The sequence below is a fragment of the Pseudomonas sp. 09C 129 genome (assembly GCF_002843625.1).
Classification (GTDB): Bacteria; Pseudomonadota; Gammaproteobacteria; order Pseudomonadales; family Pseudomonadaceae; genus Aquipseudomonas; species Aquipseudomonas chlororaphis.
Map to the genome: position 1 here is coordinate 6,094,688 of NZ_CP025261.1, position 25,418 is coordinate 6,120,105.

Here is a 25,418-nt window from a genome sequence, read left to right on the forward strand (position 1 = left end):
TCAGACCACTGTCAATTGATTGTTAGCTAATAAGGTGGCCAGATCAGTCTGCACGCTCTGCAAGGTCACCAATGCCGTGGTAAAGCTGGCTGTACCACTAGTGTCGACCGATATGAGGGTATTACTACCACTCGTCGTGACCTGCAAATAGTCACTCAGCGAAGCAGAGGCGGCATCAAGCACATAGCTGTTGGTGGTTGCGTCTTGGTACACATAGGCTGTGCCGGTATAGTCCTTTAGTAATCCACTCAAGTCGATAATGTCAGCATTGGTGCTAGAGCTGCTGGCAAGGTTACCGACCGTAAATCCCGTCACCGTATCGCTGCCATTACCACCTGTAGCAGTGTCTGAAGAATTGATACTGTTGTAGACCAACCGATCATTGCCACCGGTGGTCAGAACCACTGTGTCGTTACCACCACGGCCTTCGATGATGTTGTCGGCAGAACTACCTGTAATGGTATCAGCTAACGAACTGCCACGAACGCCCTCCACATTACTTACCGAGGTCAGCGTACCCCAGCCCGAAATGCTGCCGGTACTCAGGTTCGCCGTTACCGAGCTGGTGGCGCTGCCGAAATCTACAATGTCCATGCCGCCGGTTGCACTCCAGGACTTGGTTTCGCCTGCAAGTACTGGATCGCTCCAGCCACCGCCACCGTTGAAGACAGTCGTACCACCAGTAACATTAGTCACCACATAAGTATCGTCATAACCGGTACCGATCAACGTGGTCGACGCTGCAGCCGTTCCTTCAGTGGTGGTCAATATCTGGGCATCAGTCGCATCACCTGTACTAACGCTCCAAGAGTACGTCTCAGACGTAGTGCCAGTACTGGCTAACAACTTAACGGTATAAGTATCCGACGAATCCAACCCATAGATATTGATCAGGCCAGAACTGTCATTGATCCATACTCCAGACTGCGCGTTAATGATCTGAGTCGAAACCAACGAACCCGCGGAATTGTAGACCTGCACCGTATTGCCGTAATAGATATTGAAGCCTTCGGAATTCAGAATCCTCAGATGCAATACCGCGCCATCCGTTGCCTGATTGGTATTAGTAATGAGTTGTGTTGCAGTACCTGCGCTTTGTCCTACTAACAGGTCAATATCACCATCCCAGTCGTAATCAGCGGCACTCAGCGAGACTAGGGCGTTATCCACGCCGCTGGCGGCTGTTACCAATATCTTGGTGGTCCAACTTCCTGCAGTGACGGAGCCACTATTGGTATAGAGATTGATCTGCCCCGTAACATAGTCAGCTTCAATCACATCCATCTTGCCATCGCCGTTCCAATCCATGGCCACCGATGCATCACCTGCCAACGTATCACCGGCGATGGCAATCGCCGTAGATGACAATGTGCCCGAAGAGTTGAGGTAGATTTTACTACTGGTCGTAGTGGCGACGACTGTCTGGTTGAGGTATAGATCAAGCCAACCATCACCGTTGAAGTCCGCCCATGTTACTGACACAGGATCAGTAGAGTTATTAGTGGCACCGGTAATAAAGACATTAGCGATCGATTGCGTCAGACTCCAGTTGGCCCCCGTCGAACTACTGCTGCCACTATTGGTCAGAATGCTCAGAGTAGTAACAAACGAACTGCTACCGTCACTTTGAGTGTGCACCGCTAGGTCGACCTTACCGTCGTTGTTCAGGTCAACGCCTGAGAGCTCACGATGGAACACTATGTTGGTGAGACTCGATGCAGTACTCCCGCCACTGGAGGTACCGTAAACGGTCCAAGACGTACCGCTGTTGTTCTTAAAGAAGAACGACGCGGAGCTACTCCCCCCTAAAATCGCATCAAGGTAACCGTCACCATCCATATCAATCACAACAGGGCTGCCGTAGTGAGAATTTACGCCGGAGGATAAGGTGATTTGCGATGCAGTATATCCCGAAGCACTGCCGTTCCAAATCGGTATATAAGAGTCAGAGCTGTCGTTGGCGGCCAATATATCGTTGTAACCATCAAGGTTGTAGTCCAAGAACGCATAGCCGGAGATAGTCCCAGAACCAAAGATTGATTGAACCAATGTAGTGGAAGTGTAAGTGCCGATGGCCGTACTGCTATATACGGCCTGGTCACCGACAAAGGTCCATAAGCCTGCCGAGTTGAGCGTCATACTTCCGCCGAAGCCGATGGTCGTATTGGTACCAAATGCACTAGTGGTCGCAGTTAAATGGTCCAGAACGCTGACCACGTCCACCTGAGTGGTTTCGGTCAGACGCGAGCGATTGCCAGAAGCATCCCACAGTACATAGCCTAGATGATACTCACCCACGGTCAGCGTCAGAGACAGCGCCCAGCTATTACTCGCAGAAGCGATGGTCGAAGCCAGAATGGTGTCGACGCCTTCTGTGTAGACCCCGTCATTGTTGACATCGTTGATCAAAGCGATAGTCGCCCCTGCCTCGGCAGCCCCGTCAATGGTACTGCTAAAGGTCGGAACCGTACTGGCGAGGATAGTTTTATCACCATCAGAATCCACCGTCGCGGCGTTGGAAAAGTCAGGAGATGTTAGGCCCAGAACCGGAGCCGCCAAATCGATAGTATAAGTAGTAGTGGTTCCAGTACCGTATGTGGCGCTTACCACATTCTGAATGCGCACCTGAGCGGTCACAATCGCACTGATAGTGTAGGCAGCCATGCTGTAGCTCCAAGTGGTCGCACCATCGGTGCTTTCCACAACCACCCAGGTACTACCGCCATCGAGACTAACCTGTACAACTTCATCAGCTAGCAAGGCCCGACTGATAGTACCGCCCAGCACAGGAGTGCTATCACGTGTAATCCGGTCAGTATTCACTGCATTGTTGTTGGTCGAATAGCTGCCGCTGATTGCAGCAGAGGTGTCGGTTGTGAACGTGGTCAAGGCAGCAGTAGCATCCACAGACAAAGTGAAGTTCGCCGAAACCGTGCCTTCATTACCAGCCGCATCGGCCACTACCGCCTTGTATATGTGACTAGTTCCGATATACAAGGTTGGGATCGCAAACGTCCAGGTTGTACCCGTCACCGTCGCAGCACCCAGCAGCGTGCTGCCTTCGTAGATCCGCACCACCTCCCCTGCGCCCAGGACAACACTCAGGCTACCGTTGAGAACCGGCGTGGTGTCGTCGGTGGTGGTACCGCTAGCAAAGGTCCCTTGATTCGTGCCCAGGTTATCGGTGTAGCTGGTGATGCTGGTGGTCACAGTCGGCGCCGTGGTGTCGACCGTCAGGGTAAAGCCTGACGAGACGGTGCCTTCGTTACCGGCCGCATCGGCCACGGCCGCGGTGTAGGTATGACTGCTGCCGTTGACCAGCGTCGGGGTGGCAAAGGTCCAGGTCGTGCCGCTCACCGTCGCGGTGCCCAGCAATGTGCTGCCTTCGTAGATCCGCACCACCTCCCCTGCGCTCAGGGCTGCGCTGAGGCTGCCATTGAGCACCGGCGTGGTGTCGTCGGTGCTGGTACCGCTAGTATAGGTCCCCTGGTTGGTGCCCTGGTTGTCGGTGTAGCTGGTGATGTTGGTGGTTACAGTCGGCGCCGTGGTGTCGACCGTCAGGGTAAAGCCTGACGAGACGGTGCCTTCGTTACCGGCCGCATCGGCCACGGCCGCGGTGTAGGTGTGGCTGCTGCCGTTGGCCAGCGTCGAAGTGGCGAAGGTCCAGGTCGTGCCAGTCACCGTCGCGGTGCCCAGCAAGGTGCTGCCCTCGTAGATCCGCACCACCTCCCCTGCACCCAGGGCCGCGCTGAGGCTGCCATTGAGCACCGGCGTGGTGTCGTCGGTGCTGGTGCCACTGGCATAGGTCCCCTGATTGGTACCTACGTTGTCGGTGTAGCTGGTGATGCTGGTGGTCATGGCCGGTGCGGTGGTATCGACCGTCAGGGTAAAGCCTGACGATACGGTGCCTTCGTTACCGGCCGCATCGGCCACGACAGCGGTGTAGGTGTGGCTGCTGCCGTTGGCCAGCGTCGAAGTGGCGAAGGTCCAGGTCGTGCCAGTCACCGTCGCGGTGCCCAGCAAGGTGCTGCCCTCGTAGATCCGCACCACCTCCCCTGCACCCAGGGCCGCGCTGAGGCTGCCATTGAGCACCGGCGTGGTGTCGTCGGTGCTGGTGCCACTGGCATAGGTCCCCTGATTGGTACCTACGTTGTCGGTGTAGCTGGTGATGCTGGTGGTCATGGCCGGTGCGGTGGTATCGACCGTCAGGGTAAAGCCTGACGATACGGTGCCTTCGTTACCGGCCGCATCGGCCACGACAGCGGTGTAGGTGTGGCTGCTGCCGTTGGCCAGCGTCGAAGTGGCGAAGGTCCAGGTCGTGCCAGTCACCGTCGCGGTGCCCAGCAAGGTGCTGCCCTCGTAGATCCGCACCACCTCCCCTGCACCCAGGGCCGCGCTGAGGCTACCATTGAGTACCGGCGTGGTGTCGTCGGTGCTGGTGCCGCTGGCATAGGTCCCCTGACTAGTGCCCAGGTTGTCGGTGTAGCTGGTGATGCTGGCGGTCACGGTCGGTGCGGTGGTATCGACCGTCAGGGTAAAGCCTGACGAGACGGTGCCCTCGTTACCTGCCGCGTCCGCCACTACGGCGGTATAGGTATGGTTGCTGCCGTTGGCCAGCGTCGCGGTGGCGAAGGTCCAGGCCGTGCCGGTCACCGTCGCGGTGCCCAGCAAGGTGCTGCCTTCGTAGATCCGTACCACCTCCCCTGCGCTCAGGGCCGCGCTGAGGCTGCCATTGAGTACCGGCGTGGTATCGTCGGTGCTGGTGCCGCTGGCATAGGTCCCCTGACTAGTGCCCAGGTTGTCGGTGTAGCTGGTGATGCTGGCGGTCACGGTCGGTGCGGTGGTATCGACCGTCAGGGTAAAGCCTGACGAGACGGTGCCCTCGTTACCTGCCGCGTCCGCCACTACGGCGGTATAGGTATGGTTGCTGCCGTTGGCCAGCGTCGCGGTGGCGAAGGTCCAGGCCGTGCCGGTCACCATCGCGGTGCCCAGCAAAGTGCTGCCTTCGTAGATCCGTACCACCTCCCCTGCGCTCAGGGCCGCGCTGAGGCTGCCGTTGAGCACCGGTGTGGTGTCGTCAGTGCTGGTGCCACTCGCATAGATACCCTGATTGGTACCCACGTTGTCAGTGTAGCTGCTGATGCTAGTGGTCACCGTCGGTGCGGTGGTATCGGTGTAGGCCACTACGGTATCAGGGCTGGTATTACCCGCCGCATCGGTGGAGTGCGCAGTGACATCGCCGCTCGGTTGGTTCACTGGCGAGGTGATGCTGTAGGTGCCATCCGCTGCCGCCACCACCGTACCGGTGGTGCCGTCTGGGTAGGTCACGCTCACAGTGCTGTTTGGCTCTGCACTACCGCTGACCACCAGGCTGCCGTCGGCATTGGTTGCCACAGTCACACTCGGAGCAACTGGCGCCGTGGTATCGGCATAAGCCACCACGGTATCAGGGCTGGTATTGCCCGCCGCGTCGGTGGAGTGCGCAGTGACATCACCGCTCGGCTGATTCACCGGCGAAGTGACGCTGTAGGAACCGTCGGCAGCCGCCATCACCGTACCGGTGGTGCCGTCTGGGTAGGTCACGCTCACAGTGCTGTTCGGCTCGGCATTACCGCTGACCACCAGGCTGCCATCGGCATTGGCTGTAACAGTGACGCTCGGCGCAGCGGCGGCCGTGGTATCGGTATAGGCCATCACGGTGTCCGCACTGGTATTACCCGCCGCATCGGTGGAGTGCGCAGTGACATCACCGCTCGGTTGGTTCACTGGCGAGGTGATGCTGTAGGTGCCATCCGCTGCCGCCACCACCGTACCGGTGCTGCCGTCCGGGTAGGTCACGCTCACAGTGCTGTTCGGCTCGGCATTACCGCTGACCACCAGGCTGCCGTCGGCATTGGCTGTAACAGTGACGCTCGGCGCAGCGGCGGCCGTGGTATCGGTATAGGCCACCACGGTGTCGGCACTGGTATTACCCGCCGCATCGGTGGAGTGCGCAGTGACATCACCGCTCGGTTGGTTCACTGGCGAGGTGATGCTGTAGGAACCATCCGCTGCCGCCACCACCGTACCGGTGGTGCCGTCTGGGTAGGTCACGCTCACGGTGCTGTTTGGCTCTGCACTGCCGCTGACCACCAGGCTGCCGTCGGCATTGGTTGCCACAGTCACACTCGGAGCAACTGGCGCCGTGGTATCGGCATAAGCCACCACGGTATCAGGGCTGGTATTGCCCGCCGCGTCGGTGGAGTGCGCAGTGACATCGCCGGTCGGCTGATTCACCGGCGAAGTGACGCTGTAGGAACCGTCGGCAGCCGCCATCACCGTACCGGTGGTACCGTCCGGGTAGGTCACGCTCACAGTGCTGTTCGGCTCGGCGCTACCGCTGACCACCAGGCTACCGTTGGCATTGGCCGCCACATTGACCACTGGCGCTGTCGGTGCAGTGGTATCGGCATAAGCCACCACGGTATCAGGGCTGGTATTACCCGCCGCATCGGTGGAGCTCACAGTGACATCACCGCTCGGTTGATTCACCGGCGAAGTGACGCTGTAGGAACCGTCGGCAGCCGCCACCACCGTACCGGTGGTGCCGTCCGGGTAGGTCACGCTCACAGTGCTGTTCGGCTCGGCATTACCACTGACCACCAGGCTGCCATCGGCATTGGCTGTAACAGTGACGCTCGGCGCAGCGGCGGCCGTGGTATCGGTATAGGCCACCACGGTGTCGGCACTGGTATTACCCGCCGCATCGGTGGAGTGCGCAGTGACATCACCGCTCGGTTGGTTCACTGGCGAGGTGATGCTGTAGGTGCCATCCGCTGCCGCCACCACCGTACCGGTGGTGCCGTCTGGGTAGGTCACGCTCACAGTGCTGTTCGGCTCGGCGCTACCGCTGACCACCAGGCTACCGTTGGCATTGGCCGCCACATTGACCACTGGCGCTGTCGGTGCAGTGGTATCGGCATAAGCCACCACGGTATCAGGGCTGGTATTACCCGCCGCATCGGTGGAGCTCACAGTGACATCACCGCTCGGTTGATTCACCGGCGAAGTGACGCTGTAGGAACCGTCGGCAGCCGCCACCACCGTACCGGTGGTGCCGTCCGGGTAGGTCACGCTCACAGTGCTGTTTGGCTCGGCATTACCACTGACCACCAGGCTGCCATCGGCATTGGCTGTAACAGTGACGCTCGGCGCAGCGGCGGCCGTGGTATCGGTATAGGCCACCACGGTGTCGGCACTGGTATTACCCGCCGCATCGGTGGAGTGCGCAGTGACATCACCGCTCGGTTGGTTCACTGGCGAGGTGATGCTGTAGGTGCCATCCGCTGCCGCCACCACCGTACCGGTGCTGCCGTCTGGGTAGGTCACGCTCACGGTGCTGTTTGGCTCTGCACTGCCGCTGACCACCAGGCTGCCGTCGGCATTGGCCGCCACATTGACCACTGGCGCTGTCGGTGCAGTGGTATCGGCATAAGCCACCACGGTATCAGGGCTGGTATTGCCCGCCGCGTCGGTGGAGTGCGCAGTGACATCGCCGGTCGGCTGATTCACCGGCGAAGTGACGCTGTAGGAACCGTCGGCAGCCGCCATCACCGTACCGGTGGTGCCGTCCGGGTAGGTCACGCTCACAGTGCTGTTCGGCTCGGCGCTACCGCTGACCACCAGGCTACCGTCGGCATTGGCCGCCACATTGACCACTGGCGCTGTCGGTGCAGTGGTATCGGCATAAGCCACCACGGTATCAGGGCTGGTATTACCCGCCGCATCGGTGGAGCTCGCAGTGACATCACCGCTCGGTTGATTCACCGGCGAGGTGATGCTGTAGGAACCATCCGCCGCGGCCACCACCGTACCGGTGCTGCCATCTGAGTAAGTGAGATTGACCGTACTACCAGGTTCAGCCGAACCCATCACGGTGACGCTACCATCGGTGTTGGTTGACACATTAACCACTGGCGCTGTCGGTGCAGTGGTATCGGCATAAGCCACCACGGTATCAGGGCTGGTATTACCCGCCGCATCGGTGGAGCTCACAGTGACATCACCGCTCGGTTGATTCACCGGCGAAGTGACGCTGTAGGAACCGTCGGCAGCCGCCACCACCGTACCGGTGGTGCCGTCCGGGTAGGTCACGCTCACAGTGCTGTTTGGCTCGGCATTACCACTGACCACCAGGCTGCCATCGGCATTGGCTGTAACAGTGACGCTCGGCGCAGCGGCGGCCGTGGTATCGGTATAGGCCACCACGGTGTCGGCACTGGTATTACCCGCCGCATCGGTGGAGTGCGCAGTGACATCACCGCTCGGTTGGTTCACTGGCGAGGTGATGCTGTAGGTGCCATCCGCTGCCGCCACCACCGTACCGGTGGTGCCGTCTGGGTAGGTCACGCTCACAGTGCTGTTCGGCTCGGCGCTACCGCTGACCACCAGGCTACCGTTGGCATTGGCCGCCACATTGACCACTGGCGCTGTCGGTGCAGTGGTATCGGCATAAGCCACCACGGTATCAGGGCTGGTATTACCCGCCGCATCGGTGGAGCTCACAGTGACATCACCGCTCGGTTGATTCACCGGCGAAGTGACGCTGTAGGAACCGTCGGCAGCCGCCACCACCGTACCGGTGGTGCCGTCCGGGTAGGTCACGCTCACAGTGCTGTTTGGCTCGGCATTACCACTGACCACCAGGCTGCCATCGGCATTGGCTGTAACAGTGACGCTCGGCGCAGCGGCGGCCGTGGTATCGGTATAGGCCACCACGGTGTCGGCACTGGTATTACCCGCCGCATCGGTGGAGTGCGCAGTGACATCACCGCTCGGTTGGTTCACTGGCGAGGTGATGCTGTAGGTGCCATCCGCTGCCGCCACCACCGTACCGGTGGTGCCGTCTGGGTAGGTCACGCTCACGGTGCTGTTTGGCTCTGCACTGCCGCTGACCACCAGGCTGCCGTCGGCATTGGCCGCCACATTGACCACTGGCGCTGTCGGTGCAGTGGTATCGGCATAAGCCACCACGGTATCAGGGCTGGTATTACCCGCCGCATCGGTGGAGTGCGCAGTGACATCACCGGTCGGCTGATTCACCGGCGAAGTGACGCTGTAGGAACCGTCGGCAGCCGCCATCACCGTACCGGTGGTGCCGTCCGGGTAGGTCACGCTCACAGTGCTGTTCGGCTCGGCGCTACCGCTGACCACCAGGCTACCGTCGGCATTGGCCGCCACATTGACCACTGGCGCTGTCGGTGCAGTGGTATCGGCATAAGCCACCACGGTATCAGGGCTGGTATTACCCGCCGCATCGGTGGAGCTCGCAGTGACATCACCGCTCGGTTGATTCACCGGCGAGGTGATGCTGTAGGAACCATCCGCCGCGGCCACCACCGTACCGGTGCTGCCATCTGAGTAAGTGAGATTGACCGTACTACCAGGTTCAGCCGAACCCATCACGGTGACGCTACCATCGGTGTTGGTTGACACATTAACCACTGGCGCTGTCGGTGCAGTGGTATCGGCATAAGCCACCACGGTATCAGGGCTGGTATTACCTGCCGCGTCCGTCGAGCTCGCAGTGACATTACCGCTCGGTTGGTTCACTGGCGAAGTGATGCTGTAGGTGCCATCCGCTGCCGCCACCACCGTACCGGTGGTGCCGTCTGGGTAGGTCACGCTCACGGTGCTGTTTGGCTCTGCACTGCCGCTGACCACCAGGCTGCCATCGGCATTGGCTGTAACAGTGACGCTCGGCGCAGCGGCGGCCGTGGTATCGGTATAGGCCACCACGGTGTCCGCACTGGTATTACCCACCGCATCGGTGGAGTGCGCAGTGACATCGCCGCTCGGTTGGTTCACTGGCGAGGTGATGCTGTAGGTGCCATCCGCTGCCGCCACCACCGTACCGGTGGTGCCGTCCGGGTAGGTCACGCTCACAGTGCTGTTCGGCTCGGCGCTACCGCTGACCACCAGGCTACCGTCGGCATTGGCCGCCACATTGACCACTGGCGCTGTCGGTGCAGTGGTATCGGTATAGGCCACCACGGTGTCGGCACTGGTATTACCCGCCGCATCGGTGGAGCTCGCAGTGACATCACCGCTCGGTTGATTCACCGGCGAAGTGACGCTGTAGGAACCGTCGGCAGCCGCCACCACCGTACCGGTGGTGCCGTCCGGGTAGGTCACGCTCACAGTGCTGTTTGGCTCGGCATTACCACTGACCACCAGGCTGCCATCGGCATTGGCTGTAACAGTGACGCTCGGCGCAGCGGCGGCCGTGGTATCGGTATAGGCCACCACGGTGTCGGCACTGGTATTACCCGCCGCATCGGTGGAGTGCGCGGTGACATCACCGGTGGGTTGATTCACTGGCGAAGTGATGCTGTAGGAACCGTCGGCCGCGGCCACCACCGTACCGGTGCTGCCGTCCGGGTAGGTCACGCTCACGGTGCTGTTTGGCTCTGCACTGCCGCTGACCACCAGGCTGCCGTCGGCATTGGCTGTAACAGTGACGCTCGGCGCAGCGGCGGCCGTGGTATCGGTATAGGCCACCACGGTGTCCGCACTGGTATTACCCGCCGCATCGGTGGAGTGCGCAGTGACATCACCGCTCGGTTGGTTCACCGGCGAAGTGACGCTGTAGGAACCGTCGGCAGCCGCCATCACCGTACCGGTGGTGCCGTCCGGGTAGGTCACGCTCACAGTGCTGTTTGGCTCGGCATTACCACTGACCACCAGGCTGCCATCGGCATTGGCTGTAACAGTGACGCTCGGCGCAGCGGCGGCCGTGGTATCGGTGTAAGCCACCACGGTATCAGGGCTGGTATTACCCGCCGCGTCGGTGGAGTGCGCGGTGACATCACCGGTGGGTTGATTCACTGGCGAAGTGATGCTGTAGGAACCGTCGGCCGCGGCCACCACCGTGTCGCTGGTGCCATCCGGGTAAGTCACAGTGACTGTGCTACCAGGTTCAGCCGACCCCATCACAGTGACACTACCATCGGTATTGGTTGCCACATTGACCACTGGTGCTGTCGGTGCAGTGGTATCGGCATAAGCCACCACGGTATCCGCGCTGGTATTGCCCGCCGCATCGGTGGAGCTCGCAGTGACATCACCACTCGGTTGATTCACCGGCGAAGTGATGCTGTAGGTGCCATCCGCTGCCGCCACCACCGTACCGGTACTGCCGTCTGGGTAGGTCACGCTCACGGTGCTGTTCGGCTCAGCACTGCCGCTGACCACCAGGCTGCCATCGGCATTGGCTGTAACAGTGACGCTCGGCGCAGCTGCTGCCGTGGTATCGGTGTAAGCCACCACGGTGTCGGCGCTGGTATTGCCGGCCGCATCGGTGGAGTGTGCGGTGACATCGCCGCTCGGCTGGTTCACTGGCGAAGTGATGCTGTAGGTGCCATCCGCTGCCGCCACCACCGTGCCGGTGCTGCCGTCTGGGTAAGTCACGCTCACGGTGCTGTTCGGCTCTGCACTGCCGCTGACCACCAGGCTGCCATCGGCATTGGCTGTAACAGTGACGCTTGGCGCAGCCGCGGCCGTGGTATCGGTATAGGCCACCACGGTATCAGCACTGGTATTACCCGCCGCATCGGTGGAGTGCGCAGTGACATCACCGCTCGGTTGGTTCACCGGCGACGTGATGCTGTAGGAACCGTCGGCTGCCGCCACCACCGTCCCGGTAGTGCCATCTGGGTAAGTGAGATTGATCGTACTACCAGGTTCAGCCGAACCCGTCACGGTCACACTGCCATCGGCATTCGCCGCCACATTGACCACTGGTGCTGTCGGTGCAGTGGTATCGGCATAAGCCACCACGGTATCCGCGCTGGTATTGCCCGCCGCATCGGTGGAGCTCGCAGTGACATCACCACTCGGTTGATTCACCGGCGAAGTGATGCTGTAGGTGCCATCCGCTGCCGCCACCACCGTACCGGTACTGCCGTCTGGGTAGGTCACGCTCACGGTGCTGTTCGGCTCAGCACTGCCGCTGACCACCAGGCTGCCATCGGCATTGGCTGTAACAGTGACGCTCGGCGCAGCTGCTGCCGTGGTATCGGTGTAAGCCACCACGGTATCCGCGCTGGTATTGCCGGCCGCATCGGTGGAGTGTGCGGTGACATCGCCGCTCGGCTGGTTCACTGGCGAAGTGATGCTGTAGGTGCCATCCGCTGCCGCCACCACCGTGCCGCTGGTGCCATCCGGGTAAGTCACAGTGACTGTGCTACCAGGTTCAGCCGACCCCGTCACAGTGACACTACCATCGGTATTGGTTGCCACATTGACCACTGGTGCTGTCGGTGCAGTGGTATCGGCATAAGCCACCACGGTGTCGGCACTGGTATTACCCGCCGCATCGGTGGAGTGCGCAGTGACATCACCGCTCGGTTGGTTCACTGGCGAGGTGATGCTGTAGGTGCCATCCGCTGCCGCCACCACCGTACCGGTGCTGCCGTCCGGGTAGGTCACGCTCACAGTGCTGTTCGGCTCGGCATTACCGCTGACCACCAGGCTGCCATCGGCATTGGCTGTAACAGTGACGCTCGGCGCAGCGGCGGCCGTGGTATCGGTATAGGCCACCACGGTGTCCGCACTGGTATTACCCGCCGCATCGGTGGAGTGCGCAGTGACATCGCCGCTCGGTTGATCCACCGGCGAAGTGATGCTGTAGGTGCCATCGGCTGCCGCCACCACCGTACCGGTGGTGCCGTCTGGGTAGGTCACAGTGATTGTGCTACCAGGTTCAGTCGAACCCGTCACAGTGACGCTACCATCGGCATTGCTCACCACGCTGGCCGTCGGGGCGGCCGGCGCGGTGGCATCGGTGTAAGCCACCACGGTGTCAGCACTGGTATTGCCCGCCGCATCGGTGGAGTGCGCGGTGACATCACCGCTCGGTTGATCTACTGGCGAAGTGATGCTGTAGGAACCATCGGCTGCCGCCACCACCGTACCGGTGCTGCCGTCTGGGTAGGTCACGCTCACAGTGCTGTTCGGCTCGGCATTACCGCTGACCACCAGGCTGCCATCGGCATTGGCTGTAACAGTGACGCTCGGCGCAGCGGCGGCCGTGGTATCGGTATAGGCCACCACGGTGTCGGCACTGGTATTACCCGCCGCATCGGTGGAGTGCGCAGTGACATCACCGCTCGGTTGGTTCACTGGCGAGGTGATGCTGTAGGTGCCATCCGCTGCCGCCACCACCGTACCGGTGCTGCCGTCCGGGTAGGTCACGCTCACAGTGCTGTTCGGCTCGGCATTACCGCTGACCACCAGGCTGCCATCGGCATTGGCTGTAACAGTGACGCTCGGCGCAGCGGCGGCCGTGGTATCGGTATAGGCCACCACGGTGTCCGCACTGGTATTACCCGCCGCATCGGTGGAGTGCGCAGTGACATCACCGCTCGGTTGGTTCACCGGCGACGTGATGCTGTAGGAACCGTCGGCTGCCGCCACCACCGTCCCGGTAGTGCCATCTGGGTAAGTGAGATTGATCGTACTACCAGGTTCAGCCGAACCCGTCACGGTCACACTGCCATCGGCATTCGCCGCCACATTGACCACTGGCGCTGTCGGTGCAGTGGTATCGGTGTAAGCCACCACGGTATCAGGGCTGGTATTACCCGCCGCGTCGGTGGAGTGCGCAGTGACATCGCCGCTCGGTTGATCCACCGGCGAAGTGATGCTGTAGGTGCCATCGGCTGCCGCCACCACCGTACCGGTGGTGCCGTCTGGGTAGGTCACAGTGATTGTGCTACCAGGTTCAGTCGAACCCGTCACAGTGACGCTACCATCGGCATTGCTCACCACGCTGGCCGTCGGGGCGGCCGGCGCGGTGGCATCGGTGTAAGCCACCACGGTGTCAGCACTGGTATTGCCCGCCGCATCGGTGGAGTGCGCGGTGACATCACCGGTGGGTTGATTCACTGGCGAAGTGATGCTGTAGGAACCGTCGGCCGCGGCCACCACCGTGTCGCTGGTGCCATCCGGGTAAGTCACAGTGACTGTGCTACCAGGTTCAGCCGACCCCGTCACAGTGACACTACCATCGGTATTGGTTGCCACATTGACCACTGGTGCTGTCGGTGCAGTGGTATCGGCATAAGCCACCACGGTATCCGCGCTGGTATTGCCCGCCGCATCGGTGGAGCTCGCAGTGACATCACCACTCGGTTGGTTCACCGGCGAAGTGATGCTGTAGGTGCCATCCGCTGCCGCCACCACCGTACCGGTGCTGCCGTCTGGGTAAGTGAGATTGATCGTACTACCAGGTTCAGCCGAACCCGTCACAGTGACACTGCCGTCGGCATTCGCCGCCACATTGACCACTGGCGCTGTCGGTGCAGTGGTATCGCTGTAAGCCACCACGGTATCAGGGCTGGTATTACCTGCCGCGTCCGTCGAGTTCACAGTGACATTACCGCTCGGCTGATTCACCGGCGAAGTGACGCTGTAGGTCCCATCCGCTGCCGCCACCACCGTACCGGTGGTGGCGTCTGGGTAGGTCACGCTTACGGTGCTGTTCGGTTCTGCACTGCCGCTAACCACCAAGCTGCCATCGGCATTAGCTGCAACCGTGACGCTCGGCGCAGCGGCGGCCGTGGTATCGGTATAGGCCACCACGGTGTCGGCACTGGTATTACCCGCCGCATCGGTGGAGTGCGCAGTGACATCACCGCTCGGTTGGTTCACTGGCGAGGTGATGCTGTAGGTGCCATCCGCTGCCGCCACCACCGTACCGGTGCTGCCGTCCGGGTAGGTCACGCTCACAGTGCTGTTCGGCTCGGCATTACCGCTGACCACCAGGCTGCCATCGGCATTGGCTGTAACAGTGACGCTCGGCGCAGCGGCGGCCGTGGTATCGGTGTAAGCCACCACGGTATCAGGACTGGTATTACCCGCCGCGTCGGTGGAGTGCGCAGTGACATCGCCGCTCGGTTGATCCACCGGCGAAGTGATGCTGTAGGTGCCATCGGCTGCCGCCACCACCGTACCGGTGGTGCCGTCTGGGTAGGTCACGCTCACAGTGCTGTTCGGCTCGGCATTACCACTGACCACCAGGCTGCCATCGGCATTGGCTGTAACAGTGACGCTCGGCGCAGCGGCGGCCGTGGTATCGGTATAGGCCACCACGGTGTCCGCACTGGTATTACCCGCCGCATCGGTGGAGTGCGCAGTGACATCGCCGCTCGGTTGATCTACTGGCGAAGTGATGCTGTAGGAACCATCGGCTGCCGCCACCACCGTACTGGTGCTGCCGTCTGGGTAGGTCACGCTCACAGTGCTGTTCGGCTCGGCATTACCGCTGACCACCAGGCTGCCATCGGCATTGGCTGTAACAGTGACGCTCGGCGCAGCAGCTGCCGTGGTATCGGTGTAAGCCACCACGGTATCAGGGCTGGTATTACCCGCCGCATCGGTGGAGCTCGCAGTGACATCACCGCTCGGTTGATTCACCGGCGAAGTGACGCTGTAGGAACCGTCGGCAGCCGCCACCACCGTACCGGTGGTGCCGTCTGGGTAGGTCACGGTGATTGTGCTGCCAGGTTCAGTCGAGCCCGTTACGGTCACACTGCCATCGGCATTGGCTGTAACAGTGACGCTCGGCGCAGCGGCGGCCGTGGTATCGGTGTAAGCCACCACGGTATCAGGGCTGGTATTACCCGCCGCGTCGGTGGAGTGCGCAGTGACATCGCCGCTCGGCTGGTTCACCGGCGAAGTGATGCTGTAGGAACCATCGGCTGCGGCCACCACTGTACCGGTGCTGCCGTCTGGGTAAGTGAGATCGATCGTACTACCAGGTTCAGCCGAACCCGTCACGGTGACGCTGCCATCGGCATTCGCCGCCACATTGACCACTGGAGCTGTCGGTGCCGTGGTATCGCTGTAAGCCACCACGGTATCAGGGCTGGTATTACCTGCCGCGTCCGTCGAGTTCACAGTGACATTACCGCTCGGCTGATTCACCGGCGAAGTGACGCTGTAGGTCCCATCCGCTGCCGCCACCACCGTACCGGTGGTGGCGTCTGGGTAGGTCACGCTTACGGTGCTGTTCGGTTCTGCACTGCCGCTAACCACCAAGCTGCCATCGGCATTAGCTGCAACCGTGACGCTCGGCGCAGCAGCGGCCGTGGTATCGGTGTAAGCCACCACGGTGTCCGCACTGGTATTGCCTGCTGCGTCCGTCGAGTTCGCAGTGACATTACCGCTTGGCTGATTCACCGGCGAAGTGATGCTGTAAGAACCGTCGGCTGCGGCCACCACCGTGCCGCTGGTGCCATCCGGGTAAGTGAGATTGATCGTACTACCAGGTTCAGCCGTACCCGTCACAGTGACGCTGCCGTCGGCATTCGCCAGCACATTGACCACTGGTGCTATCGGTGCCGTGGTATCGCTGTAAGCCACCACGGTATCAGGGCTGGTATTACCCGCCGCATCACTGGCATTGGCAGTGACATCGCCGCTCGGTTGATTCACCGGCGAAGTGACGCTGTAGGAACCATCGGCTGCCGCCACCACCGTACCGGTGCTACCGTCTGGGTAAGTGAGATTGACCGTACTACCAGGTTCAGCCGACCCCGTCACAGTGACGCTGCCGTCGGCATTGCTCACCACAGTCACGCTCGGAGCAACTGGCGCCGTGGTATCGCTGTAAGCCACTACGGTATCTGCACTGGTATTGCCCGCCGCATCACTGGCATTGGCAGTGACATCGCCGCTCGGTTGATTCACCGGCGAAGTGACGCTGTAGGAACCATCGGCTGCCGCCACCACCGTACCGGTGCTACCGTCTGGGTAAGTGAGATTGACCGTACTACCAGGTTCAGCCGACCCCGTCACAGTGACGCTGCCGTCGGCATTGCTCACCACAGTCACGCTCGGAGCAACTGGCGCCGTGGTATCGCTGTAAGCCACTACGGTATCTGCACTGGTATTGCCCGCCGCATCGGTGGAGTGCGCAGTGACATCGCCGCTCGGTTGATTCACCGGCGAAGTGACGCTGTAGGAACCATCGGCTGCCGCCACCACCGTACCGGTGCTACCGTCTGGGTAAGTGAGATTGACCGTACTACCAGGTTCAGCCGACCCCGTCACAGTGACGCTGCCGTCGGCATTGCTCACCACAGTCACGCTCGGAGCAACTGGCGCCGTGGTATCGCTGTAAGCCACTACGGTATCTGCACTGGTATTGCCCGCCGCATCGGTGGAGTGCGCAGTGACATCGCCGCTCGGTTGATTCACCGGCGAAGTGACGCTGTAGGAACCATCGGCTGCCGCCACCACCGTACCGGTGGTGCCGTCCGGGTAGGTCACGCTCACAGTGCTGTTTGGCTCGGCATTACCACTGACCACCAGGCTGCCATCGGCATTGGCTGTAACAGTGACGCTCGGCGCAGCGGCGGCCGTGGTATCGGTATAGGCCACCACGGTGTCGGCACTGGTATTACCCGCCGCATCGGTGGAGTGCGCGGTGACATCACCGGTGGGTTGATTCACTGGCGAAGTGATGCTGTAGGAACCGTCGGCCGCGGCCACCACCGTACCGGTGGTGGCGTCTGGGTAGGTCACGCTTACGGTGCTGTTCGGTTCTGCACTGCCGCTAACCACCAAGCTGCCATCGGCATTAGCTGCAACCGTGACGCTCGGCGCAGCAGCGGCCGTGGTATCGGTGTAAGCCACCACGGTGTCCGCACTGGTATTGCCTGCTGCGTCCGTCGAGTTCGCAGTGACATTACCGCTTGGCTGATTCACCGGCGAAGTGATGCTGTAAGAACCGTCGGCTGCGGCCACCACCGTACCGGTGCTGCCGTCCGGGTAGGTCACGCTCACGGTGCTGTTTGGCTCTGCACTACCGCTGACCACCAGGCTGCCGTCGGCATTGGCTGTAACAGTGACGCTCGGCGCAGCGGCGGCCGTGGTATCGGTATAGGCCACCACGGTATCAGGGCTGGTATTACCCGCCGCGTCGGTGGAGTGCGCGGTGACATCGCCGCTCGGTTGATCCACCGGCGAAGTGATGCTGTAGGTCCCATCCGCTGCCGCCACCACCGTACCGGTGGTGCCGTCTGGGTAGGTCACGCTCACGGTGCTGTTCGGCTCAGCACTGCCGCTGACCACCAGGCTGCCGTCGGCATTGGTTGCCACAGTCACGCTCGGCGCAACTGGCGCCGTGGTATCGCTGTAAGCCACCACCGTATCCGCGCTGGTATTACCTGCCGCGTCCGTAGAGCTCGCAGTGACATTACCGGTGGGTTGGTTCACCGGCGAGGTGATGCTGTAGGTGCCATCCGCTGCCGCCACCACCGTACCGGTACTGCCGTCTGGGTAGGTCACGCTCACGGTGCTGTTCGGCTCAGCACTGCCGCTGACCACCAGGCTGCCATCGGCATTGGCTGTAACAGTGACGCTCGGCGCAGCTGCTGCCGTGGTATCGGTGTAAGCCACCACGGTATCAGGGCTGGTATTACCCGCCGCATCACTGGCATTGGCAGTGACATCGCCGCTCGGTTGATTCACCGGCGAAGTGACGCTGTAGGAACCATCGGCTGCCGCCACCACCGTACCGGTGCTACCGTCTGGGTAAGTGAGATTGACCGTACTACCAGGTTCAGCCGACCCCGTCACAGTGACGCTGCCGTCGGCATTGCTCACCACAGTCACGCTCGGAGCAACTGGCGCCGTGGTATCGCTGTAAGCCACTACGGTATCTGCACTGGTATTGCCCGCCGCATCGGTGGAGTGCGCAGTGACATCGCCGCTCGGTTGATTCACCGGCGAAGTGATGCTGTAAGAACCGTCGGCTGCGGCCACCACCGTGCCGCTGGTGCCATCCGGGTAAGTGAGATTGATCGTACTACCAGGTTCAGCCGTACCCGTCACAGTGACGCTGCCGTCGGCATTCGCCAGCACATTGACCACTGGTGCTATCGGTGCCGTGGTATCGCTGTAAGCCACCACGGTATCAGGGCTGGTATTACCCGCCGCATCACTGGCATTGGCAGTGACATCGCCGCTCGGTTGATTCACCGGCGAAGTGACGCTGTAGGAACCGTCGGCAGCCGCCACCACCGTACCGGTGGTGCCGTCCGGGTAGGTCACGCTCACAGTGCTGTTTGGCTCGGCATTACCACTGACCACCAGGCTGCCATCGGCATTGGCTGTAACAGTGACGCTCGGCGCAGCGGCGGCCGTGGTATCGGTATAGGCCACCACGGTGTCGGCACTGGTATTACCCGCCGCATCGGTGGAGTGCGCAGTGACATCGCCGCTCGGTTGATTCACCGGCGAAGTGACGCTGTAGGCACCATCGGCTGCCGCCACCACCGTACCGGTGCTGCCGTCTGGGTAAGTGACGGTAATCGTGCTACCAGGTTCAGTCGAACCACTTACGGTGACGCTGCCATCGGCATTGCTCACCACAGTCACGCTCGGAGCAACTGGCGCCGTGGTATCGCTGTAAGCCACTACGGTATCTGCACTGGTATTGCCCGCCGCATCCGTCGAACTCGCAGTGACGTTACCGGTGGGTTGATTCACCGGCGAAGTGACGCTGTAGGAACCGTCGGCAGCCGCCACCACCGTACCGGTGGTGCCGTCCGGGTAGGTCACGCTCACAGTGCTGTTTGGCTCGGCATTACCACTGACCACCAGGCTGCCATCGGCATTGGCTGTAACAGTGACGCTCGGCGCAGCGGCGGCCGTGGTATCGGTATAGGCCACCACGGTGTCGGCACTGGTATTACCCGCCGCATCGGTGGAGTGCGCGGTGACATCACCGGTGGGTTGATTCACTGGCGAAGTGATGCTGTAGGAACCGTCGGCCGCGGCCACCACCGTACCGGTGCTGCCGTCCGGGTAGGTCACGCTCACGGTGCTGTTTGGCTCTGCACTACCGCTGACCACCAGGCTGCCGTCGGCATTGGCTGTAACAGTGACGCTCGGCGCAGCGGCGGCCGTGGTATCGGTATAGGCCACCACGGTATCAGGGCTGGTATTACCCGCCGCGTCGGTGGAGTGCGCGGTGACATCGCCGCTCGGTTGATCCACCGGCGAAGTGATGCTGTAGGTCCCATCCGCTGCCGCCACCACCGTACCGGTGGTGCCGTCTGGATAGGTCACACTCACGGTGCTGTTCAGCTCGGCACTGCCGCTGACCACCAGGCTGCCGTCGGCATTGGTTGCCACAGTCACGCTCGGCGCAACTGGCGCCGTGGTATCGCTGTAAGCCACCACCGTATCCGCGCTGGTATTACCTGCCGCGTCCGTAGAGCTCGCAGTGACATTACCGGTGGGTTGGTTCACCGGCGAGGTGATGCTGTAGGTGCCATCCGCTGCCGCCACCACCGTACCGGTACTGCCGTCTGGGTAGGTCACGCTCACGGTGCTGTTCGGCTCAGCACTGCCGCTGACCACCAGGCTGCCATCGGCATTGGCTGTAACAGTGACGCTCGGCGCAGCTGCTGCCGTGGTATCGGTGTAAGCCACCACGGTATCCGCGCTGGTATTGCCGGCCGCATCGGTGGAGTGTGCGGTGACATCGCCGCTCGGCTGGTTCACTGGCGAAGTGATGCTGTAGGTGCCATCCGCTGCCGCCACCACCGTGCCGGTGCTGCCGTCTGGGTAAGTCACGCTCACGGTGCTGTTCGGCTCGGCATTACCGCTGACCACCAGGCTGCCATCGGCATTGGCTGTAACAGTGACGCTTGGCGCAGCCGCGGCCGTGGTATCGGTATAGGCCACCACGGTATCCGCACTGGTATTGCCGGCCGCATCGGTGGAGTGCGCGGTGACATCACCGGTGGGTTGATTCATTGGCGAGACGATGCTGTAGGAACCATCCGCCGCGGCCACCACCGTACCGGTGCTGCCGTCCGGGTAGGTCACGGTGACCGTGCTGCTCGGTTCGGCACTGCCGCTGACCACCAGGCTGCCGTCGGCATTGGCTGTAACAGTGACGCTTGGCGCAGCCGCGGCCGTGGTATCGGTATAGGCCACCACGGTATCCGCACTGGTATTGCCGGCCGCATCGGTGGAGTGCGCGGTGACATCGCCGGTCGGTTGATTCATTGGCGAGACGATGCTGTAGGAACCATCCGCCGCGGCCACCACCGTACCGGTGCTGCCGTCCGGGTAGGTCACGGTGACCGTGCTGCTCGGTTCGGCACTGCCGCTGACCACCAGGCTGCCGTCGGCATTGGCTGTAACAGTGACGCTTGGCGCAGCCGCGGCCGTGGTATCGGTATAGGCCACCACGGTATCCGCACTGGTATTGCCCGCGGCATCGCTGGCATTGACAGTGACATCACCGGTCGGTTGGTTCACTGGCGAGGTGATGCTGTAGGCACCGTCGGCTGCGGCCACCACCGTGCCGGTGCTGCCGTCCGGGTAGGTCACGGTGACCGTGCTGCTCGGTTCGGCACTGCCGCTGACCACCAGGCTGCCGTCGGCATTGGCCACCACGGTGGCGGTCGGTGCCGTCGGTGCGGTGGTATCGGCATAAGCCACCACGGTATCCGCACTGCTATTGCCCGCGGCATCGCTGGCATTGGCAGTGACATTACCGGTCGGCTGGTTCACCGGCGACGTGATGCTGTAGGCACCGTCGGCTGCGGCCACCACCGTACCGGTGCTGCCATCTGGGTAAGTGAGATTGACCGTACTACCAGGTTCAGCCGTACCCGTCACGGTGACGCTGCCATCGGCATTGGTCGCCACTGTCACGCTCGGAGCAACTGGCACCGTGGTATCGGCATAAGCCACTACGGTATCAGGGCTGGCATTACCCGCCGCATCGGTGGAGTTCGCAGTGACATCGCCGCTCGGTTGATCCACCGGCGAAGTGATGCTGTAGGTCCCATCCGCTGCCACCACCACCGTACCGGTGGTGCCGTCTGGGTAGGTCACGGTGATTGTGCTGCCAGGTTCAGTCGAGCCCGTTACGGTCACACTGCCATCGGCATTGGCTGCAACAGTAACGCTCGGTGCAACTGCTGCCGTGGTATCGGTGTAGGCCACCACGGTATCAGCACTGGTATTGCCCGCCGCATCGGTGGAGTGCGCAGTGACATCACCGCTCGGCTGGTTCACCGGCGACGTGACGCTGTAGGAACCATCGGCTGCGGCCACCACTGTACCGGTGCTGCCGTCTGGGTAAGTGAGATCGATCGTACTACCAGGTTCAGCCGAACCCGTCACGGTGACGCTGCCATCGGCATTCGCCGCCACATTGACCACTGGTGCCGTCGGTGCAGTGGTATCGGCATAAGCCACCACGGTGTCGGCACTGGTGTTGCCGGCCGCATCAGTGGAGTGCGCGGTGACATCACCGCTCGGCTGGTTCATCGGCGACGTGACGCTGTAGGAGCCGTCGGCCGCGGCCACCACCGTACCGGTGCTGCCGTCTGGGTAAGTGAGATTGACCGTACTACCAGGTTCAGCCGAACCCGCCACGGTGACACTGCCATCTGCATTCGCCGCCACATTGACCACTGGAACTGTCGGTGCCGTGGTATCGCTGTAAGCCACCACGGTATCCGCACTGGTATTGCCCGCGGCATCGCTGGCATTGGCAGTGACATTACCGCTCGGTTGGTTTACCGGCGAAGTGATGCTGTAGGAGCCGTCGGCTGCGGCCACTACCGTACCGGTGCTGCCGTCTGGGTAAGTGAGATTGATCGTACTACCAGGTTCAGTCGAACCCGTCACGGTGACGCTGCCATCGGCATTCGCCGCCACATTGACCACTGGCGCTGTCGGTGCGGTGGTATCGGCATAAGCCACCACGGTATCCGCACTGGTATTGCCGGCCGCGTCCGTAGAGCTCGCAGTGACATTACCGCTCGGTTGGTTCACCGGCGAGGTAATGCTGTAGGTGCCATCCGCTGCCGCCACCACCGTACCGGTGGTGCCGTCTGGGTAGGTCACGGTGACCGTGCTGCTCGGTTCGGCACTGCCGCTGACCACCAGGCTGCCATCGGCATTGGCTGTAACAGTGACGCTCGGCGCAGCGGCGGCCGTGGTATCGGTATAGGCCACCACGGTGTCCGCACTGGTATTACCCGCCGCATCGGTGGAGTGCGCAGTGACATCGCCGCTCGGTTGGTTCACCGGCGACGTGATGCTGTAGGAACCGTCGGCTGCCGCCACCACCGTCCCGGTAGTGCCATCTGGGTAAGTGAGATTGATCGTACTACCAGGTTCAGCCGAACCCGTCACGGTCACACTGCCATCGGCATTGCTCACCACGCTGGCCGTCGGGGCGGCCGGCGCGGTGGCATCAATGTAAGCCACAACGGTATCAGCACTGGTATTGCCGGCCACATCGGTGGAGTGCACGGCGACATCGCCGGTCGGTTGGTTCACCGGCGAGGTGATGCTGTAGGAACCATCCGCCGCGGTCACCACCGTACCGGTGCTGCCGTCCGGGTAGGTCACGCTGACGGTGCTACCAGCTTCGGTCGAACCACTTACGGTGACGCTGCCATCAGCATTGCTCACCACGCTGGCCGTCGGGGCGGCCGGCGCGGTGGCATCGGTGTAAGCCACCACGGTATCAGCACTGCTATTGCCAGCCGCATCGGTGGAGTGCGCGGTGACATCGCCGGTCGGTTGGTTCACCGGCGAGGTGATGCTGTAGGAACCATCCGCCGCGGCCACCACGGTAGCAGTACTGCCATCCGGGTAGGTCACACTGACGGTGCTACCAGGTTCGGTCGAACCCGTCACGGTCACACTGCCATCGGCATTGGCCGCAACAGTGACGCTCGGCGCAGCCGCTGCCGTGGTATCGGTGTACGCCACCATGGTGTCGGCACTGGTGTTGCCGGCCGCATCGGTGGTGTGCGCGGTGACATCGCCGGTCGGTTGATTCACCGGCGAGGTGATGCTATAGGAACCGTCGGCCGCGGCCACCACCGTCCCGGTAGTACCATCTGGGTAAGTGAGATTGATCGTACTACCAGGTTCAGCCGAACCCGTCACGGTCACACTGCCATCGGCATTGCTCACCACGCTGGCCGTCGGGGCGGCCGGCGCGGTGGCATCAATGTAAGCCATAGCGGTATCAGCACTGGTATTGCCGGCCACATCGGTGGAGTGCACGGTGACATCGCCGGTCGGTTGGTTCACCGGCGAGGTGATGCTGTAGGAGCCGTCGGCTGCAGCCACCACCGTACTGGTGGTGCCATCCGGGTAGGTCACGCTGACGGTGCTACCAGGTTCGGTCGAACCACTTACGGTCACACTGCCATCGGCATTGGCCGCCACAGTTACGCTCGGAGCAACTGGCGCCGTGGTATCGCTGTAAGCCACCACGGTATCCGTACTGGTATTGCCGGCCGCATCGGTGGAGTGCGCGGTGACATCACCGCTTGGCTGGTTCACCGGCGAGGTGATGCTGTAGTTGCCATCGGCGGCGGCCACCACCGTACCGGTGCTGCCGTCTGGGTAGGTCACGCTCACGGTGCTGTTTGGCTCAGCGCTACCGCCGACCACCAGGCTGCCATCGGCATTAGCTGCCACCGTGACGCTCGGCGCATGCACAACTACAGTCGGAGCACCCGGCCCGCTAGTATCTTGAAGTGCATCATTGCCATTACCACCACCGCCACCTCCGCCACCACCCGCAGCCACACCCGCCAATGCCGCGCCGCCGAGCACCCAGGCCAGCACGGAAAGGTCAAAATGCTCGTTGACCAGCAGAGGCTCTATTGAGTCGATTGGCACAAACTGATTAACCATCTGGCCATCTTCAGAAAGCCCCATCAGCCACAATTGATGATCGTCCTGCAGTACCAAATCGTTTTGCTGAGGTCCTTGATCAGGGAAAAAACCATGAATCTTGATAGCAGCACCGGACATGAGAGTGACGATGAGCAGCTCCCCTTGACGCTCAATACCTTTTATATCGGAACGCTCGACCGACAAAAGAACGACCGAAGGGGACTGCAAAACCAGCTCAAGACCTGAGACCGAGACTTCCTTGTGCGTGGCTTTGTTAACAACTGCAATCAAGTTTTCCATAAGTAGAACCTCGAGATATCTGACACAGGCGAGCAACAAATTTAAGGCTCGATACAAAATACCAATGTCCCCATCCACAACTCGCCTTGCGTCAGAATTGTTCACAACCTGAATTGCAAACACCTACCGAGATCCATAGAAAAGGCTTAAAAGCCTCCTTGCAGCTCACAGAAAGGATCCAATTAAACTAACCAATTGCAAAATGACACCATTTGTATGAGAACAGAAACAATGCACATGCAAGCCACAAGTCCGCCCAACTTATTTTGACGCCAAATTTCCATCACTCCCGCACGGAAACGCAAGGGCTTGAAAAGAGAAAAGTAGCGACCCCGCATGAAGCGCCCAGCGCAAATCTAAACAATTGACAACGATTTTTTAGATCACCCCTCCCAAGT

General features: G+C 61.6%; 1 protein-coding gene. It reads right to left on the reverse strand.

All coding sequences use genetic code 11. From position 1 onward, the window contains the following. Positions 1 to 25,020, reverse strand: coding sequence for an Ig-like domain-containing protein (locus tag CXQ81_RS27210; RefSeq protein ID WP_157832270.1), 25,020 nt, complete (start codon positions 25,018 to 25,020; stop codon positions 1 to 3). Positions 25,021 to 25,418: the final 398 nt, after the last annotated feature.